16 protein-coding genes and 1 tRNA gene are annotated in these 18,757 nt (G+C 64.2%); 7 read left to right on the top strand and 10 right to left on the bottom strand.

All coding sequences use genetic code 11. From position 1 onward, the window contains the following. Positions 1-27: 27 nt before the first annotated feature. The 3 genes from ACLFKU_RS11295 to mfd form a co-directional block, all read right to left on the bottom strand. Complete coding sequence (locus ACLFKU_RS11295) at positions 28-1,062, bottom strand: threonine/serine dehydratase (protein WP_176377838.1); 1,035 nt, start codon at positions 1,060-1,062, stop codon at positions 28-30. Between the two features lie 89 nt (positions 1,063-1,151). Beyond that, positions 1,152-2,384, bottom strand: coding sequence for an acetylornithine deacetylase (argE, locus tag ACLFKU_RS11290; RefSeq protein ID WP_410849147.1), 1,233 nt, complete (start codon positions 2,382-2,384; stop codon positions 1,152-1,154). A 148-nt stretch (positions 2,385-2,532) separates the two neighbouring features. Beyond that, complete coding sequence (gene mfd, locus ACLFKU_RS11285) at positions 2,533-6,012, bottom strand: transcription-repair coupling factor (protein WP_368585948.1); 3,480 nt, start codon at positions 6,010-6,012, stop codon at positions 2,533-2,535. 119 nt (positions 6,013-6,131) lie between these two features. Here mfd and ispD point away from each other — a divergent pair, with 119 nt between their 5' ends. Both ispD and ispF read left to right on the top strand, forming a co-directional pair. Continuing rightward, on the top strand, positions 6,132-6,845 hold the full coding sequence (ispD, locus tag ACLFKU_RS11280; protein WP_368585947.1) for a 2-C-methyl-D-erythritol 4-phosphate cytidylyltransferase: 714 nt from the start codon (positions 6,132-6,134) through the stop codon (positions 6,843-6,845). Between the two features lie 77 nt (positions 6,846-6,922). Further along, positions 6,923-7,402 carry a 2-C-methyl-D-erythritol 2,4-cyclodiphosphate synthase gene (gene ispF / locus ACLFKU_RS11275; RefSeq protein ID WP_368612116.1) on the top strand — a complete coding sequence of 160 codons (480 nt, stop codon included), beginning with the start codon at positions 6,923-6,925 and terminating at the stop codon, positions 7,400-7,402. A 34-nt stretch (positions 7,403-7,436) separates the two neighbouring features. Here the strand turns inward: ispF and ACLFKU_RS11270 are convergent, their stop codons facing one another. The 3 genes from ACLFKU_RS11270 to ompR all read right to left on the bottom strand — a co-directional run bounded on the left by ACLFKU_RS11270 (position 7,437) and on the right by ompR (position 10,291). Continuing rightward, entirely contained in the window at positions 7,437-7,985 is a 549-nt protein-coding gene (locus ACLFKU_RS11270) for a peroxiredoxin (RefSeq protein ID WP_368585945.1), read from the bottom strand. 76 nt (positions 7,986-8,061) lie between these two features. Then, positions 8,062-9,411, bottom strand: coding sequence for an ATP-binding protein (locus ACLFKU_RS11265; RefSeq protein WP_013089393.1), 1,350 nt, complete (start codon positions 9,409-9,411; stop codon positions 8,062-8,064). Positions 9,412-9,556: 145 nt separating this feature from the next. Continuing rightward, positions 9,557-10,291 (bottom strand): two-component system response regulator OmpR, encoded by a 735-nt coding sequence (ompR, locus tag ACLFKU_RS11260; RefSeq protein WP_006048917.1) that lies wholly within the window; start codon positions 10,289-10,291, stop codon positions 9,557-9,559. A 227-nt stretch (positions 10,292-10,518) separates the two neighbouring features. Here ompR and ACLFKU_RS11255 point away from each other — a divergent pair, with 227 nt between their 5' ends. Both ACLFKU_RS11255 and ACLFKU_RS11250 read left to right on the top strand, forming a co-directional pair. Further along, positions 10,519-10,845: a hypothetical protein gene (locus tag ACLFKU_RS11255; protein ID WP_176108610.1), complete on the top strand. Its 327-nt coding sequence runs from the start codon at positions 10,519-10,521 to the stop codon at positions 10,843-10,845. Positions 10,846-11,522: 677 nt separating this feature from the next. Then, a complete protein-coding gene (locus ACLFKU_RS11250; protein WP_410849146.1) occupies positions 11,523-12,698 on the top strand; it encodes a DUF1501 domain-containing protein in 1,176 nt (391 codons plus the stop codon). Between the two features lie 36 nt (positions 12,699-12,734). Here ACLFKU_RS11250 and ACLFKU_RS11245 read toward each other — a convergent pair whose 3' ends face one another. Then, positions 12,735-13,571, bottom strand: a complete 837-nt coding sequence (locus ACLFKU_RS11245) for a squalene/phytoene synthase family protein (RefSeq protein WP_410849145.1) — start codon at positions 13,569-13,571, stop codon at positions 12,735-12,737. 230 nt (positions 13,572-13,801) lie between these two features. On the opposite strand from ACLFKU_RS11245, the gene ACLFKU_RS11240 reads away from it, so the two are divergent. Beyond that, a tRNA-Leu gene (locus ACLFKU_RS11240) sits at positions 13,802-13,888 on the top strand. A 118-nt stretch (positions 13,889-14,006) separates the two neighbouring features. On the opposite strand, the gene ACLFKU_RS11235 is transcribed toward ACLFKU_RS11240, so the two are convergent. The 3 genes from ACLFKU_RS11235 to ACLFKU_RS11225 all read right to left on the bottom strand — a co-directional run bounded on the left by ACLFKU_RS11235 (position 14,007) and on the right by ACLFKU_RS11225 (position 16,072). After that, positions 14,007-14,294 carry a hypothetical protein gene (locus ACLFKU_RS11235; protein WP_368585941.1) on the bottom strand — a complete coding sequence of 96 codons (288 nt, stop codon included), beginning with the start codon at positions 14,292-14,294 and terminating at the stop codon, positions 14,007-14,009. 119 nt (positions 14,295-14,413) lie between these two features. Further along, positions 14,414-14,863: a MarR family winged helix-turn-helix transcriptional regulator gene (locus ACLFKU_RS11230; protein ID WP_368585940.1), complete on the bottom strand. Its 450-nt coding sequence runs from the start codon at positions 14,861-14,863 to the stop codon at positions 14,414-14,416. 63 nt (positions 14,864-14,926) lie between these two features. Further along, complete coding sequence (locus ACLFKU_RS11225; RefSeq protein WP_410849144.1) at positions 14,927-16,072, bottom strand: glycerate kinase; 1,146 nt, start codon at positions 16,070-16,072, stop codon at positions 14,927-14,929. Between the two features lie 457 nt (positions 16,073-16,529). Here ACLFKU_RS11225 and tig point away from each other — a divergent pair, with 457 nt between their 5' ends. Then, positions 16,530-17,876 carry a trigger factor gene (gene tig, locus ACLFKU_RS11220; RefSeq protein WP_368585938.1) on the top strand — a complete coding sequence of 449 codons (1,347 nt, stop codon included), beginning with the start codon at positions 16,530-16,532 and terminating at the stop codon, positions 17,874-17,876. A gap of 195 nt (positions 17,877-18,071) precedes the next feature. Further along, complete coding sequence (clpP, locus tag ACLFKU_RS11215; protein ID WP_013089401.1) at positions 18,072-18,725, top strand: ATP-dependent Clp endopeptidase proteolytic subunit ClpP; 654 nt, start codon at positions 18,072-18,074, stop codon at positions 18,723-18,725. Positions 18,726-18,757 lie beyond the last annotated feature (32 nt).

Genomic DNA, 18,757 nt, shown 5'->3' with positions numbered 1-18,757 from the left:
CGCAACAAGTGCATTCGCCGCGCGTCGTTAATGAGGAAACTGTGACTCGCCATGACGCGCACGCTCCAGATGCGCGGCAAAACTGACCGGGTCGATGTTCGCGCCGCACAGCAGTACGCCCACGCGTTTGCCCTGCAACTGTTCGCGCAACGGTCCGAGCAAGGCGGCGGTGGCGGCCGCGCAAGCCGGCTCGACCGCGAGCTTCAGCTGATTGAACAGGATCAGCATCGCTTCGCGCAACTGATCGTCGGACACCGTGACGAGCCGATCGATATGGCGGCGGCACAACTCGTAGCTGTATTGCTCGGTATGCGGCGACATCAGCGAATCAGCGATGCTGTACATATGGCCCATTCGGACCGTATGGTTGGCGGCAAAACTCTTGCTCATCACATCCGAGCCTTCGGGTTCGACGCCGTACACGTGTATGTTCGGATTCGCGAGCCGCAGCGCGGTGGACACGCCGGCCGCGAGTCCGCCGCCGCCGATCGGCACGATCACCGCTTCGAGGTCGGGGGTTTGCGTCGCCCATTCGTAGCCTAGCGTCGCCGAGCCGAGCACCGTGCGATAACCGTTGAACGGATGCACGAAATAACGGCCTTCCTCGGCCTCGATGCGTCGCACCAGTTCGAACGCTTCAGCGAGATCTTCGGCATAGACGATGTCGGCGCCGTATGCACGGCACAACGCGACGCGCGCCGGGTTCGCCGCGCTGAACAGCACGACCTTCGCGCTGACGCCGAGCCGCATCGCCGCATAAGCGACCGCCACCGCGTGATTGCCGCCCGACACGCAGGTCACGCCAGCGCTCTTCTGCGCGTCGTCGAGCGCGAGCAGGTTGGTGAAGGCGCCGCGCGCCTTGAAGCTGCCGCCCGCCTGCAAGAGTTCGAACTTGAAATTGACGACGGTGCCGCGCAGCGACGAGAAGTCGAGCCGGTCGAACACCGGCGTGCGCGCGACCCACGGCGTCAATGCGAAATGCTGCGCGGCGATGTCGTCGAGCGTAGGGATCGGCTCGCCGTCGATTGTGTGATCCGTGTGCTGCTGCATGGCGCTGGACATGGCGGTCGCTCCGGAGTCGTCGATGTCGCTCAGACCCGTGGCGCGGCGCGCAGGTTCACCGCGGCTGCGCGCCGCTGCAACGAGACGGGCTAAGCGGCGTCGACCGACATGCTGTGAATGAACTTGCGCAGGAAGCGCTCGCATGCGACGAGCTGCTCGAGCTCGACGAATTCGTTCGCCTTGTGCGCCTGCTGGATGTCGCCGGGACCGCAGACGATGCTCGGAATCCCCGCGTTCGAAAACAGGCCTGCCTCGGTGCCGTACGCAACCTTGCGCTTGTCCTGGTCGGCCGTCAGCGCGCGCACGAGTTGCGTGATCGCGGCCTGCTCAGACGAATCGAGTCCGGGTGCCGCGGCGATCTTCGTGATCTCGATCGCGGCCGATGGATGCTCGCGCAGCATTTTCGGCAGCAGCGTGTCGCGCGCGTAGCTGTCGATGCGCGCGAAGATCTGCTCGGGATCGAGCGTCGGCAGATTGCGGAATTCGAACTGGAACTGGCATTCGGCCGGTACCGTGTTGATCGCGTTGCCGCCCGTGATCGTGCTGGTCTGCGCGGTGCTGAACGGCACGTCGTACAGTTCGTCGAACGGGCCTTGCGCGCGGAACTGGTCGGCCATGTCGCGGATGTAGCAGATCAGGCGCGCCGCGTACTCGATCGCGTTCAAGCCCTTCGGCGTCAGCGACGAATGCGCGGCCTGGCCGCGCACGCAGCACTGATACGCGTTGATGCCCTTGTGCGCGATGATCGGGCGCATGCTGGTCGGCTCGCCGACGATACAGCCGTCCGGCTTCACGCCGCGCTTCATCAGATCGGCGATCATCAGCGGCGCGCCGACGCAGCCGACTTCCTCGTCGAACGACAGCGCGAAGTGGATCGGTTTCGCGAGCCTGGTACGCTGCATGTCCGGCACCAGCGCGAGCGCCGCGCCGATGAAACCCTTCATGTCGCAGGTGCCGCGGCCGTAGAGCTTGTCGCCGCGAATCTCGGGCTTGAACGGATCGCTGTCCCATTGCTGGCCGTCCACCGGCACGACGTCCGTATGGCCCGACAGCACGACACCGCCGTTCGTTTCGCCATCGTGCGCGGGAATCGTCGCGAACAGGTTCGCCCATTTGCCGCCCTTGCCGTGCGTCAGCGTCGCGTCGATACCGACCGCGCGCAGTTCGTCGCGCACGGTTTCGATCAGGCCGAGATTCGGATTGCGGCTCACCGTGTCCATCGACACGAGACGGGTGACCCAGGGCAGAGATACCGGAGAAGCGGGAGCAGCGGAGGAGGCGGACGACTGCGACGATTGCGCTGTTTCAGCGACGTGAGACATGACATGACTCCATCATTTTGTGTCTATCGATCATATCCCATATTGCATTTTGGTAAGGTAGCCAAAAAGTCCGCCGTGCGTTGGCGCAGCGCAGCATCGATGCAAAAAACGGGGGACGTCCCCCCGTTTTATTGCTGCTTCAGGGCCCTCAGCGCGCGGGCGCCGCCGCCGTGCCGCGGCTCGGCGAACCGAGCGCGCGCAAGGTCTCCTTGACCGTCGCGACGCGCACCGCGAGATCCGGGCTGCGCGTTTCGATACGCAGCTTGTCCTGACCTGCGAGCTTGATGTGCTTGTGCTTCTGCACCATCTCGATGATCCGCATCGCGTCGACGGGCGGATTAGGGATGAACTGCAGGCCGATCACCGCTTCGCCGGCATCGATCTTCGAAATGCCGAGCGGTTTCGCGGCGAGCCGCAGACGATGCGTCTCCACCAGCGCATGCGCCTGCGGCGGCAGCTTGCCGAAGCGGTCGATCAGCTCCTCCTGGATGCCGTCGATCGAATCGCTGTGTTCGCAGTTCGCGAGGCGCTTGTACAGCGACAGACGTTCCTGCACGTCGCCGCAATAGTCCGACGGCAGGATCGCTGGCGAATGCAGGTTGATCTCGGTGGTCGCCGCGAGCGGCGCGGTGAGGTCCGGTTCCTTGCCGTTCTTCAGCGCCTTCACCGCGTCATTGAGCATGTCGGTATAAAGCTGGAAGCCGATCTCGTGAATCTCGCCCGACTGCTTGTCGCCGAGCACCTCGCCGGTGCCTCGAATCTCGAGGTCGTGCATCGCGAGATAGAAGCCCGAGCCGAGTTCCTCCATCTGCTGGATTGCTTCGAGCCGTCGTTGCGCCTGCTTGGTGAGCCCCTGCGGATCATGCACGAGCAGATATGAATACGCCTGGTGATGCGAGCGGCCGACGCGGCCCCGCAGCTGATGCAATTGCGCGAGACCGAACTTGTCGGCGCGATGGATCAGGATCGTGTTCGCGCTCGGCACGTCGATGCCGGTTTCGATGATCGTCGTGCACAGCAGCACGTTCGCACGTTGCGCGACGAAGTCGCGCATCACCCGTTCCAGTTCGCGCTCGTGCATCTGGCCGTGCGCGACCGCGATGCGCGCTTCGGGCACGAGTGCTTCGAGCATCTGCCGGCGGTTCTCGATCGTCTCGACTTCGTTGTGCAGGAAGTAGACCTGGCCGCCGCGCTTCAGCTCGCGCAGCATCGCTTCGCGAATCACGCTGTCTTCCTCGCGCCGCACGAAGGTCTTGATCGCAAGGCGTTTTTGCGGCGCCGTTGCGATCACCGAGAAGTCGCGCAGGCCTTCGAGCGCCATGCCGAGCGTGCGCGGAATCGGCGTCGCGGTCAGCGTCAGCACGTCGACTTCCGCGCGCAGCGCCTTCAGCGCTTCCTTCTGACGCACGCCGAAGCGATGCTCCTCGTCGATGATCACGAGCCCGAGCCGCTTGAACTGCACATCGGACGACAGCAGCTTGTGCGTGCCGATCACGATGTCGACCGAACCTTCGTTGATCTGCTGGATCGCCGCGTTCACTTCCTTGGTCGACTTGAAGCGCGACAGCTCGGCGATGCGCACCGGCCAGTCGGAGAAGCGGTCACTGAAGGTTTGCGTGTGCTGTTCGGCGAGCAGCGTGGTGGGCGACAGCAGCGCGACCTGCTTGCCGCCCATCACCGCGATGAACGCCGCGCGCAGCGCGACCTCGGTCTTGCCGAAGCCGACGTCGCCGCACACGAGCCGGTCCATCGGCTTGCCGCCCGTCATGTCGCCGATCACGGCCGCGATCGCGGCGGCCTGGTCCGGCGTCTCCTCGAAGCCGAAGCTCTCGGCGAACTTCACATAGTCCTTCGGTTCGAGCGCGAACGCGTGGCCTTCGCGGGCGGCGCGGCGCGCGTACAGGTTGAGCAGTTCGGCGGCGGTGTCGCGGATCTGCTGCGCGGCCTTGCGTTTGGCCTTTTCCCACTGGCCCGAACCCAGCGAGTGCAGCGGCGCGCTTTCCGGATCGGCGCCGCTGTAGCGCGAGATCACGTGCAATTGCGCGACCGGCACGTAGAGCTTGCTGTCGCCCGCGTATTCGAGGTGCAGGAACTCGGTTTCGCCTTCGCCGAGGTCCATCGTCACGAGACCCATGTAGCGGCCGATACCGTGCTGCGAATGGACCACCGGATCGCCGACCTTCAGCTCGGACAGATCGCGCACCATCGAATCGACGTTGCTCGCCTGTTCCTGGCGGCGGCGTCCCGCGCGGCGCGCGAGCGGTCCGTACAGCTCGGTTTCGGTGATGATTGCGATGCCGTCGCCCGGCACCGCGAAGCCGTTCGCGAGCGGCGCGACGCCGAGCGAGAACGGCGCATCACTCTTGAGCCAGTCGGCGAAGCTGTCGGCCGAGGCGGGCTTCAGCTGGTTGTCGGCGAGCAGTTGCAGCAGCGTCTCGCGGCGGCCCGCCGATTCTGCGGCAAACAGCACGCGGTTCGGCGTCGTGCTCAGGTACGCGCGCAATGCCGAGACAGGGTCGTCGGCGTGACGGTCGATCGCGAGGTTCGGCAAAGCGATCGACCAGGCGCCGCCGCCGTTGCTGGGCAGCACGAGACGTGCGAACGGCTTCGCGAACGTGAAGAAATCCTCGTCCGACAGGAACAGCTTCTGCGGTTCGAGAATCGGCCGGTCGCGGTCGTGCGACAGGAAGTTGAAGCGCTGCTTGGTGTCGTTGGTGAAGCGCCGGATCGCCGCGTCCAGATCGCCGACGAACGCGAGCTGCGAACCGTCGGGCAGGTAATGGAAGAGGGTGGCCGTTTCCTCGAAGAACAGCGGCAGATAGTATTCGATGCCCGCCGACGGCACGCCGTTGCCGATGTCTTTATAGATCGACGCGCGGCTCGGATCGCCCTCGAAGGTCTCGCGCCAGCGGCTGCGGAATGCGGTGCGCGCGGCTTCGTCGAACGGGAATTCGCGGCCCGGCAGCAGACGCACGTCCTTGACCGGATAGAGGCTGCGCTGCGTGTCGGGGTCGAACGCGCGGATCGAGTCGACCTGGTCGTCGAACAGGTCGATCCGGTAGGGCAGCGGGGAGCCCATCGGGAACAGATCGAGCAGCGAGCCGCGCACGCAGTATTCGCCGGGACGCACGACCTGGCTCACGTGCTCGTAGCCGGCGAGCGTCAGCTGCGCCTTCAGCTTCGCTTCGTCGAGCCGCTCGCCCTGCGAGAACGAGAACGTGTAGGCGGCGAGGAACGACGCCGGCGGCATCCGGTACAAGGCCGTCGTGGCCGGCACGAGCAGGATGTCGCAGCGGCCTTCGCCGAGATCGTGCAGCGTCGCGAGACGCTCGGACACGAGGTCCTGGTGCGGCGAAAACGTGTCGTAAGGCAGCGTTTCCCAGTCGGGCAGCAGGCGCACGCGCGCGTCGGGCGCGAAGAAGCCGATTTCCTGCGACAGCCGCTGCGCGTCGACCGCGCTTTCGCAGACCACCGCCAGCAGCGGCATCTTCTCTCGATAGCTGAGATGGTAGCGGGCGATCAGCAGCGCGTCGGACGAACCGCGCGTGCCGTCGAAGGCGAAACGCTGGCCGGCCTTGACGAGCGCGACGGGCGAGGAGGACTGCGAGGTTGCGGCGATGTCTGGCATAAAGGAGAGAAAGCGGCTCGGGGCTCACACGACGGCCAAGTTTACGCGTCCACGGGCGTGAATGCGAAGGACGTATTATAAAATCCGTCCTTTACTTTGACCTGGCGGCATCCGCACTCGTGACTTCCCGTCTCTTCGCCCTGATCCCGTGCGCGGGCACCGGCAGCCGTTCCGGCGCCGCGATGCCCAAGCAATACCGCACTGTCGCCGGCCGCGACATGCTGCACTACTCGCTCGCCGCGTTCGACGCGTGCAGCGAATTCACGCAGACGCTAGTCGTCATCGCGCCCGACGACCAGCACTTCGACGCGCGCCGCTTCGGCAATCTGCGTTTCGCGGTGCGGCGCGTGGGCGGCGCGTCGCGCCAGGCGTCGGTGCTCAACGGTCTGCACGCGCTCGCCGAGTTCGGCGCCCACGACGACGATTGGGTGCTCGTGCACGACGCAGCCCGGCCCGGCATCACGCCGGCGCTGATCCGCACGCTGATCGGAACGCTAAAGGACGACGCGGTCGGCGGCATCATGGCGCTGCCGGTCGCCGATACATTAAAGCGTATCGACCGCGCGTCGGCCGATGGCCGCATCGCCCGTACCGAGGCACGCGACGGCTTGTGGCAGGCGCAGACCCCGCAGATGTTCCGCATCGGCATGTTGCGCGAGGCGATCCTGCGCGCGCAGGCCGACGGCCACGATCTGACCGACGAAGCGAGCGCGATCGAATGGTCGGGGCATGCGCCGAAGCTTGTGCAAGGCAGTCTGCGCAATTTCAAGGTCACGTATCCGGAAGATTTCGATCTGGCCGAGGCGATTCTGAGCCGCGCCGGCGGTTCGTGATACCTCGTATTTGCTCAATAGAAAGATTTGAGAAGGCTTTAAAGAAGCTTTAAAAGCTTCAGCACTTGAGGATGCATATGGATTTCAGAATTGGGCAAGGCTACGACGTGCATGCGCTGGTGCCGGGACGCGCGTTGATCATCGGCGGCGTGACGATTCCGTACGAGCGTGGGCTGCTCGGTCACTCGGACGCGGACGTGCTGCTGCACGCGATCACCGACGCGCTGTTCGGCGCGGCCGCGCTGGGCGATATCGGCCGCCACTTCTCCGATACCGACGCGAAGTTCGCCGGCGCCGACAGCCGCGTGCTGTTGCGCGAATGCGTGGCGCGCGTGAAGGCGGCGGGTTTTGCGATCGGCAACGTCGATAGCAGCGTGATCGCGCAGGCGCCGAAGCTCGCGCCGCATATCGAAGGGATGCGCGCGAATATTGCGGCGGACCTCGGCCTGCCGATCGAGCGCGTGAACGTCAAGGCGAAGACGAACGAGAAGCTCGGGTATCTCGGCCGCGGCGAGGGCATCGAGGCGCAGGCCGCGGTGTTGCTGGTCAGGAACTGAGAGGGCTTTTTGTTTGAGTGACCGGCGGTTCCGCTTACAGCGTCGCGCCGCCGATCGTCCGATTGCTCGGACACAGTTCGTCCGTTTGCAGGCCGTCGAGGATGCGCAGCACTTCCTGGGGATTACGGCCCACGTATAGATTGTTGACCGACACGTGCTGGATCGTGTTGTCCGGATCGACGATATAGGTCGCGCGCAGCGCGACACCCGCCTCCTTGTCGCGCACGCCGAGCTGGTCGATCAGCTCGCCTTTCACGTCGCCGAACGAGTAGTGGTTGAGCCTGTCGAGCGCCTTGTCCTCGCGGCGCCACGCGAGCTTCACGTATTCATTGTCGACGCTGCCGCCGAGCAGCACTGCCTCGCGGTCCTCGAACTCCTTGACGAGCTTGCTGAAATCGACGATTTCCGTTGGGCAGATCAGCGAAAAATCCTTCGGATAGAAGTAGATGATTTTCCACTTGCCTGGAAACGATTGATCGGTGATGTATTCGAACGCCGAGACGCCGTGTTCTTCGTGATGATTGAAGCCCGGTTTCGCGGCAATGACGGTGAACGCTTCGAGTTTGTCGCCAACGGTTTTCATGCAAAGGCTCCTTCGGAAGTCGTACAAAGCGTCGTGCTTCGAATCACGACGGCGCGCCGTGTCGCGCGCCGTCGACTCACGCGCTCTTTGCGAGCGGAAACTCGATCGTCACTTCAAGCCCAGGTCCGGGCGAGCGGTTGCGCAACCGCAGCGCGCCGCGATAACGCGCGACGAGCCGCTGCACGATCGCCATGCCGAGGCCCGTGCCGTTGGCCTGGGTGCGCGCCGAATTCACGCGATAGAACGGCCGCGTGACGAGCGCGAGCTGGTCTTCGGGAATGCCGGGGCCTTCGTCGACCACCGACAGTTCGACGCGCGAATGCGACACGCGCGTTTCGAGAATCACGTGTGGCACACCATCGCCGTCGCTAAGACCATATTTGCGGGCGTTCTCGAGCAGATTACCGACCACGCGGCGCATGTCGGTTTCATCGGCCTCGATCACCGCCGACGGAGCGAGCCGTGTGATCAGCCGCATGCTGTCCTCGCTTTGCATCCGCGCGGCGAGCTCGCTTGCGATCACCGACAGGTCGACCGGTTCCGGCACGCGCTGCACCGGACGCGCGTAGTCGAGGAAGCGGCCGATGATCATGTCCATCTGCTCGATGTCGTCGACCATCGCGTCCTTGGTGGCCTGATCGGACGGGCTCATTTCGGTTTCGAGCCGCAGCCGCGCGAGCGGCGTGCGCAGATCGTGCGAGATGCCCGCGAGCATCAGCGCGCGATCGGCCTCGAGCTGTTCGAGGTCGCGCACCATCTGGTTGAAGCTTCGATTGGTTTCGGCGGCGACGCCCATGCCGCGCTCGGGGAGCGGCTCGGGTGATTGCCCCGAGCCGACCCGGCGCGCGGCCATCGCGAGACGCGCAAAAGGCCGGTTCACCAGACTCGTGATGAACGCCGCGCCGAACAGCGACAGCGCAAGCGCGAACACGCCCCAGCCGGCCCACTGAAGGCCGGTCGCGTTATCGAGCTGATCGCGGTCGAGCGCGACCCAGTAGTCGTCGTCGTCGATCTTGAAGCTGATCCATACGCCGTTGATGTCGTTGACGCTCTGCGCGATCACGGTGTCGTCGCCGAGACGGCCGCGGATGTCGTGCTCGATCAGACGATTCAGCGATTCGTCGGGCTGGAGTTTGTATTTGTCGGTGGCTTCGCGCGGGTACACGCGCACCCCTTCATTGCTCTCCAGATCCTGCAGCAGCGCGCGACGCAGGTCGGGATCGGAATAGAGGAGTGCGGTGCGCGTGAGTTTGACGATCGCGACGAGTTGCAAAGCCACGCGCTGCGCACGCGGCTCCCGCTCGATCACGCGAAAGCTCTGGAACCACGCGGCGAGACTGACTGCGATCAACAGCGCGATCAGCAGAAAGGTCCGCCAGAAAAGGCCGCCGAACGCGAGCGTCAGGAGGCGCCGGTCGATCCGCATGGGCCCTTCTTATCTGGAGTCAAAGACAGAAACTATATGGGACCGAAGCAGGCGCTTTGCATGGGACCAGGTGACGCACTGAAGCGCGAACTCTGATCGACAGCTAAAACGCCTACTCTGGTCGACATGAAAACGGAGCACAAACTCAGGCTGCGCCGTCGGGAATGAACACGTAGCCGAGGCCCCACACGGTCTGAATGAAGCGCGGACTGCCCGGATCCGGCTCGATCAGCTTGCGCAGACGCGAAATCTGCACGTCGAGGCTGCGGTCGAAGACTTCGTATTCGCGGCCGCGTGCGAGCTCCATCAGCTTTTCGCGCGACAGCGGCTGACGCGGATGACGGGCGAACACCTTCAGCACCGAGAATTCACCGGTGGTAAGCGGAATTTCCTGGCCGGCCTTGGTCAGCGTGCGGGTGGCGAGATTCAGTGCGAACTCACCGAACTCGAAAACCTCGGTGGTCTCGGACGGCGCGCCCGGCAACTCGGACGGCGACTGACGGCGCAGCACCGCGTGAATGCGCGCGACCAGTTCGCGCGGGTTGAACGGCTTGGGCAGGTAGTCGTCGGCACCCATCTCGAGTCCGACGATGCGATCGACATCCTCACCCTTGGCCGTCAGCATGATGATCGGCGTACGGTCGTTGCTGCCGCGCAGACGGCGGCAGATCGACAGGCCGTCCTCACCGGGCAGCATCAGATCGAGCACCAGCAGATCGAAGCGCTCGCGCACCCAGAGCTTGTTCATTGACGGCGCATTTTCGGCGACGTAGACGTTAAAGCCCTGCTCACCGAGGTAGCGGCGCAGAAGATCGCGCAGGCGTGGATCGTCGTCGACGACGAGGATTTTCGAAGGGTTTTTGGTTTCCATGGTCGGCATCTTAGCGCGATTAGAAAGTGGTGCGCGGTTACACCATTTCTGGGGTTACAGTCAGTTACAAAATTTACCCGCGGTATGGCGCGACGTAAAGTATGCGCGTTTAGACTCCTTTACTGAATGCGGCTGTTCGGTGGATACTTCACTCGACAAAACTCTCGTACCCGGCTGTTACCGGGGTTTGTATACGCATCTGAGGTAGCCGGTTGCCGCGCCACGAAGGGAACAAAATGAAGGGAGGGGTTTGGCCAAATGTGCGCCTGAGCGTGATTGCACTGGCGGTTGCCGGTACGCTCGCAGGCACACTGGGCCCGACGCTCGCCCATGCGCAGCCGTCCGCGGATAGAGCGGCGAGCGAGCATGCGCCCCGCTCCGGCAATGGCAAACCCAGCCACCGCAACCCGAGCATCGATCACCCCGCTTCAGACGTGATGTTGCGTACCGCGGTTCCCCCTGACCTCGATCAACGTCGCCGCGACGGGCATATGACGCCCGAAGAGCGTCGGCTGCTGCGGCAGCACATCGAAGACGCCGTGCGCGAGTTGTACAAGCGTTGATCTCAGCGCGCGCATCGTCGCATGAGTAGTCCTGTTGCACCTTCCGCTTCCACTTCCTGATCCGCTGCTCCGTTGAGTCGCCAGCATCTGCTCGAGTTGTGACTCGTAATGGACCCGCGTTGGCGAACCATTTCAACGTGTGTGTTGAGCGTCGCGCGAAAGCTCCCGCAGCCAAGCGAAATCACCGCTTTCCGACTGGGTGTTCGAGCCGATTCCAATGCGCGCCGAGCGCATCACATGGAGGCCGGGTCAGCGTCGCGAGCAACGAATGCGGCTCGAACAGCGTTACGGACTATTACGTGCAAGCTGAGTGCGAGAGGGTCGGACATGCCTTCGCCGCCAGTCGAGTTCATGATCGGCGCGTTGCGCGCATTCGATGTCGGTTACGACGACCTAGCGGTTCGTCGCACCGATTCGCGCGTTCGGTCGCGGATCAGTAGCTCGACGCTGCTCGCACACAGGCAGTTCGTCGACCAACTGGTTCGCGCAACCGGCAGTGCAGGGGCGCCGCGCATGAATGGCGCGCCAGCGCTTGCCGCGAATCAGGTCCGCCCGCCGCTGCAGCGCGTCATGGCGCGCAATGGCCGGGGTGGCGTACGCTTTGACATCGCGATTTGGCTCGCGCATATGCAACGGGCGGCCCGACACGCGCCATCATGATCACGACGAGGTGCAGCATGGAACGACGCAGCTTTTTGTCGATGAGCGCGGCCGCCGGTGCATCGCTGTGGTTGTGTCGCGGGATCGGCGCAGAGGACGCGAACGCTGCGCAGTGGGGGGATGAATCGAAAGCGCCGTTCGTGCGGGGGCGTGGTTACAGCAACCTGCTGATACTGATCGAACTCAAAGGCGGCAACGACGGTTTGAACACCGTGATCCCGTTCTCCGATCCCGCGTACTACACGCTGCGCAAAAACATCGGCATCAGACGCGAACAGATGATCCAGCTCGACGAGCGCACCGCGCTGCATCCCGCGTTGCAGCTGTTGATGCCGTTGTGGCGCAGCCGGCAACTCGCGATCGTGCAGGGTGTCGGCTACGCGCAGCCGAACCTGTCGCATTTCCGGTCGATCGAGATCTGGGATACCGCGTCGCGCGCCGATCAGTATCTGCGGGACGGCTGGCTTACGCGCGCGTTCGCGATGAAGCCGGTGCCCTTCGATTTCGCTGCCGACGGCGTCGTCATCGGCAGCGCCGAAATGGGGCCGCTCGCAAATGGCGCGCGCGCGATCGCGCTGGTCAATCGCACGCCGTTCGTCGGGGCATCGCGACTCGCGACGCCGGTGCCTGAGTTGAAGACCGCATTTCCAGGTGGCGCGTTCGGCAGTTCGATCAAAACGGCGATGCAGGTGCTGGCCGCTTCGGACAGCCGGAGGATGGTTGCGGCCGGACGCAAGCGAATGGAACCGCCGTGGAGCGGCCAGGGCGTGGCCGTGATCCGGCCAACGCTGAACGGTTTCGATACGCACCAGAACCAGCGCGGACAGCACGCCGCATTGCTTCAACACTTCGCGGAAGGGATGATGGCGATGCAGGCCGCGCTCGTCGAGTTGGGCCGCTGGAGCGATACGCTCGTGATGACGTATGCGGAGTTCGGGCGCCGTCCGCGCGAGAATGAGAGCAACGGCACCGACCACGGCACGGTGGCGCCGCACTTCGTGACGGGTGCTCGCGTGCGGGGCGGTTTGTATGGCGTATCGCCGATGCTCGCGCGGCTCGACGGAAATGGCAACCTGCCGGTCGGCGTGGATTTTCGCCACATTTATGCGACAGTGCTCGGGCCCTGGTGGGGGTTAGACGCATCGACGATTCTGCAGCAGCGGTTCGAGTCGCTGCCGTTGCTGCGGGTGTGAGCGGACGGGCGCGAATCGACGCGCCTCGCTGTCAGGCTACTTCGCGCGCCACGCGATCCATAGTTTGCGGATCGGCGTCAACGCGATGCGTTGATGCAGCACGTGATAGCCGTCGCGCTCGATTTCATCGAGCAGCGCCAATGCGAGCGCCGCGAGCGCGAGCAGCGTGCGCTGAGCGCGCCGCGCGCTGGCGGGCACCGCGGCGAGCGCGCTCTGCACGGCATCGCGCGCGCGGTGCGTCTCGAAGCGCATCAGCTCGGTGAACGCGTCGGTGTATTTGCGGTTGATCAGATCGGCGGCGGTGACGTTGTAGCGCTGCATCTCGTCGATCGGAACGTAGATGCGGCCGTGCCGCGCATCGTTGCCGGTTTCGGCGACGAACTGCGCGAGCATCAGCGCCTCGCCGAGCGGAGCCGCCCACGTCGACGCTTGCGCGGCATCGTCGGTCGATCCGGCTGCCGCAGCGCGCGACACCAGCGACGCAAAATTGCCGCCAACCCCGCGCACATAGCGGCGCAGGTTCGGATAGTCGAGATAGCGTGCCTGGTCGAGATCCATCTCGAAGCCCGCGAGCAGTTCCTGTAGAGCGGGATACTCGGCCTGCGCGTCGGGCAGGTAGGCCGCGAGCGCCTTGGACACCGGATGCGACGGCGAGCCCGCGGCGAGCGCCGCAATTTCTTTCTGCCACCACGCGAGCTTGGTGCGGCCGACCGCGGGATCGCTCGTCTCCTTGACCGTTTCCTCGAACTCGCGACGCAATGCGAAGAGCGCCGTCAACAGCGGCTGACTGGCTGCGCGCGCCTGGCGAAGCGCATAGTAGGTGCTCGATCCTGGGGGCGCCGCTTTCTGCTGGCAATAGTCGTCGAAATTCACGGGATGAGAGTGTGGGGAAGGGCTGGCGAGAAGGGCGCTGGCGTCCTTTGCGGCGCCCGTCCCGGCGAGCCGAAAATTGTAGCATCGGCGCCGCGCGCGCAGATACCGCTGGGTGCAGACAAGCGCGAATCAATCGGTTAGAATCTCGCGCTTACGCTTTCGGGCACGTTGTTTGGCGCGTCTGGAAGTGCACAGGACATCGGGCACGACGCATTGCGGCGTACCCGGCTGCGAGGGTGGCGAAATTGGTAGACGCACCAGGTTTAGGTCCTGACGCCCGCAAGGGTGTAGGGGTTCGAGTCCCCTCCCTCGCACCATTTATTGGAGTCAAGAAAAACCCCGTCAAGTCCTTGGACCGGCGGGGTTTTTTCTTTGCTGCACGGTCTCTGCAAGGCCGCAGCATTGCCCCGCGGCCTGTCATTGCGAGCACGCGACTCAGGCGCCCGGTGTTCCCGGCGCTTCCTGCGAACCCGGCAACTCCGCATGCGCGGCACCTTCGAGGAAGCGGCGCGTCGACTCGAATGCCTGCAGCATCTGGTCCGGCCACGGCGTTTGCAGCATCACGGCCTGATGATTTTCAAATGCCGACGACAGCAGTTTCGCCAGTTCCGGCGAACGAAGATGACGCAGCACGACGCTGACCGCGATTGCGGTTGCCTGGCTCGCGCCGGCGGTCTGGAGTTCCGACGCGGTGAGCGCCGCTACCTGTTTGTTGATGTCCACTGAAACGTCCCTGGATGAAAAAGAGGGTGAAGGCGCGTTGGCCAATGCTCAATTTTGACACGCGCCGCCCGATGCCGTCGGGCGGCGCTCTTCAAACATGGCCGGTTCGTCTCGCGCCATCACTCGCGCGCGTTCATCGCGCGGATCACCTTGTCGAGCGCCGCGCCGAAAGCGGCCCTTTCTTCTTCGTCTAGACAGTCGAACATATCGCCGTTCCATTTGCGCGCGATCGGCATCACCTTGCGATACAGCGCGCGGCCTTCCTGCGTGAGCGAGACCAGCACGACGCGGCCGTCTGCGGCGCTCGTCTCGCGCTGCACGAGTCCCTGCCGGATCAGCGCTTCGGCTGCGCGACTCGCCTGGCTTTTGTCCAGATTGGCATGGCGTGCCAGTTCCATGATCGAGAATGGTCCGAACGATCCCACCGACGCAATCACACGCGCTTCAGGCAGCGTTACGTCGAGCTTCGCCGCGTAGCGCGCGCTGATGCCGCGCTCGGCCAGTTTGTTCAAAACATGCAGACGATACGTGAGGAACTGCTCGAGCCCGGCTTTGGCGGAGTCCTTCATGGTCACCCCGTGATGAGTGGAACCGTCGTGGCGCTGTGATTGTTGCGGCAACCGTTTCGCGGGTCAACGCGCGCCGTATTTCAGGCGCGTCAACTGCTCGGCCTCGTTGGCGAGCAGGCGCGCTGCGTCGCGAATCGCGACGTCGAGCGTGATCGGCCCAGGCGCCGGCGAAAAGCAGCCGTTGAAGTGTTCGGCAAGACGCGGCAGTGCGGCGGGGTCGACCGCGCCGGACAGCAGCGTGGCGGGCACGCCCGCGGCTCGTGCATGCGCGCACGCGATGAAGGGCGCCTTGCCGTGCAGCGTCTGTACGTCGGAGCGGCCTTCGCCGGTGATCAGCCAGTCGGCGCCGGCGAGCGCCGCGTCGAGGCCGATTTGCCGCGCGACCGTTTCCGCGCCCGGCTCGAACTGAGCGCCGAGCATGTGCAACGCGAAGCCGAGGCCGCCTGCCGCGCCCGCACCCGGCAGGTCCCGCGCGCTGTGGCCGAGCGCGGCTTCGAGCAGATCGGCGAAGCGCGCGAGCGCCGCGTCGATCGGTGCGACCTGTTCGGGCTTTACGCCTTTTTGCGGTCCGAAGATCGCGGTCGCGCCGTGCTCGCCGGTCAGCGGATTGTCGACGTCCGACATGCCGACGAACTGCGTGTCGGCAAGCCGCGCGTCGAGCAGCGACGCATCGACCCGGGCCACACGTGCAAGCTGCTCGGGCGTGCCTTCGAGCGCGTTGCCTTGCGCGTCGAACAGTTGGAGGCCGAGGCCGCTCAGCAGACCGGCGCCGCCGTCGTTCGTGCTGCTGCCGCCGAGCGCGACGAAAAAGCGCCGCACGCCGGCGTCGAGCAGCGCGCGAATCGCTTCACCCATGCCGCGCGTGCTGCGCGCCTCGACCGGCACGCCCATGCCCACTGGGTCTGTAATACCGACGATTTCCGCCGTCTCGATGATTGCGCTGCCGTCCGCGAGCAGGCCTGTGAGCGCCGCGCGCGTCGGGCCGGCCGCGCCGCGCACGCTGAGCGTGCGGCGCTCGCCACCGCTCGTGAGCATGGCGTCGAGCGTGCCTTCGCCGCCGTCAGCCATAGGACAAATGCGCACGCTCGCGTCGGGGCGTGCACGCTGGATGCCGGATGCGATCGCCTGCGCGACCTGTTCCGCGCTGAGCGAGCCTTTGAATGAATCGGGAGCGATGACGACGACAGGCGAGGGCGACGAATTCGGCATGGTGTCTCTGAGAGGTTTGAGTCGTTGTAAGCGGTTGCTGGAGCCGATGAAGCGACCGGCAGCTGGTGACCGGCGGTGGCGGCCCGACCGAGTGCGTTAGCTTATCAGCATGGGGACGTCGGCTGAATATGTCGAAAGGCATAGGCAGGATCGCTGCAAACCGGATAGCGAGGCCAGCGACAAATCACGCTCGCTGTGCCAAAACCACCCGAAAATGCCCCGCAAAACGCGCAGAATGCAGGGAAAACTCGATGCATTCATCGAATCCCGGCTAGGCGCGCAAATAGTTTGCTAAAATATTTGGCTCTTTGGACTCAACCGTGCTGCCGGCGGCCTGCAAGCCCGCGGCGCAGGTGCGCGATCGATGCAATCGGCGCAAATCGATGCGAAGCGACATCGACGGGCAGCACGGAGAAGATAACTGATTCGCTCGAATAATTTTAGGACGATTGAAGCCATGGCTAACGTTGTTGAAAACCTCGGCAAGCTCGAACGCCGCGTGACGATTTCCCTGCCGAAGGATGCCGTGCAGAAGGAAGTGGATTCGCGTATCCGTCAACTCGCGAAGAACGTGCGCATGCCGGGTTTCCGCCCGGGCAAGGTGCCGCTCAAGATGGTCACGCAACAGTATTCGGGCCAGGTGGAAGCCGAAGTGCTGAGCGACAAGGTCGGCAAGGAATTCTTCGACATCAGCCGCGCCGAGAACCTGCGTGTCGCGGGTCAGCCGAGCTTCGCGCCGAAGACCGACGCCGCTGAAGGCAGCTACGCGTTCGACGCGACGTTCGAGGTGTACCCGGAAGTGAAGCTGGGCGACGTCGCCACGGCTGAAATCGAGCGCACCACCACCAGCATCAGCGAAGCGGAAATCGACCGCACGCTGGACATCCTGCGCAAGCAGCGCGTGCACTTCCACGCTCGCGGCGAAGCCGGCGAGCACGGCGACGGCGGGGCGGACACGGCCGCCAAAGACGGCGACCGCGTGACGGTGGACTTCGTCGGCAAGATCGACGGTGAAGCATTCCAGGGCGGTAGCGCCGAAGACTTCGGCTTCGTCCTCGGCGAAGGCCGCATGCTGCCGGAATTCGAAAAAGCCGCGTTGGGCCTGAAGGTCGGCGAGGCGAAGGAATTCGACCTGAAGTTCCCGGACGACTACCACGGCAAGGAAGTGGCGGGCAAGACGGCGCAATTCACGATCACGATGAAAAAGATCGAATGGCCGCATCTGCCGGAAGTCGACGGCGAATTCGCGAAATCGCTCGGCATCCAGGACGGCGATCTGACCAAGATGCGCGCCGAAATCAAGGACAACCTTGAGCGCGAAGCGAAGCGCCGCACGCAAGCCATCGTCAAGAACCAGGTGATGGACGCGCTGCTGAAGATCGCGGAACTCGACGTACCGAACGCGCTGATCGAACAGGATCAGGAACGCCTCGTCGCTATGGCTCGCCAGGATCTGGAGCAGCGTGGCGTGCCGAACGCCAAGGACGCGCCGATCCCGGCTGCAATGTTCAAGGAGCAGGCCGAGCGCCGCGTCAAGCTGGGCCTCGTGCTGGCCGAGCTCGTGAAGGCGAATGAACTGCAGGCGAAGCCGGAGCAGATTCGTGCCGAAGTCGACGAATTCGCGAAAAGTTACGAAGACCCGAAGGAAGTCGTCCGCTGGTATTATTCGAACCAGCAACGTCTTGCTGAAATGGAAGCGTACGTCGTTGAAGCCAACGTCGTCGACTTCGTCCTCAGCAAGGCCAAGGTGACGGACAAGGAAGTGAGCTTCGAGGAACTGGCAAGCGCAACGGCGCAAGCGTAAGCGTCGCTGCAACGGCGTGCCGGCTGTCGGAGCGACCGACGGCCCGCACGCCGTTTTTTTGCGCTGCGAGAGTGTGGGTGACGTACCGGATCTGTTTGTACGCGCACACAAGGACGGCACTTGAATACGGGCTCGTCGCACCAACCTGTGTCCAGCAGCTAATATTCAGAATATTTCCAGACAAGGATCCATTGCATGACCTTTCGCGCCCAAATGCTGGACACGTTGACCTCCCAGTCGTCCCGGGATCTCGAAGCGCAGGCACTCGGTCTGGTGCCGATCGTCGTGGAAACGAGCGGCCGGGGCGAGCGTTCGTATGATATCTACTCGCGTCTGCTGAAGGAACGCATTGTGTTCCTCGTAGGCGAAGTGAACGACCAGACGGCCAATCTGGTGGTTGCGCAGATGCTGTTTCTCGAAAGCGAGAATCCGGACAAGGACATCTACTTCTACATTAACAGCCCGGGCGGCTCCGTGTCTGCCGGTATGGCGATCTACGATACGATGCAGTTCATTAAGCCGGACGTTTCGACCCTTTGCATGGGCCTCGCGGCAAGCATGGGCGCGTTCCTGCTCGCGGCCGGCGCGAAGGGCAAGCGCTTTGCGCTGCCGAATTCGCGCGTGATGATTCACCAGCCGCTCGGCGGCGCGCGCGGTCAGGCATCGGATATCGAAATCCAGGCGCGCGAAATCCTGTACCTGAAGGATCGGCTGAATCACCTGCTCGCGCACCACACCGGTCAGCCCGTCGAGCGTATCGCGCGTGACACCGACCGCGACAATTTCATGTCCGGCGATGACGCGCAGGCGTACGGCCTTGTCGACCAGGTGGCGCACAAGCGTCCTTGATCTGGTACGGTTTTGCCACGCTGTTTTGCCCA

It is taken from the genome of Paraburkholderia sp. EG304 (assembly GCF_046543485.1).
Classification (GTDB): domain Bacteria; phylum Pseudomonadota; class Gammaproteobacteria; order Burkholderiales; family Burkholderiaceae; genus Paraburkholderia; species Paraburkholderia youngii.
This window is presented reverse-complemented; position numbering and strand designations above follow the sequence as displayed.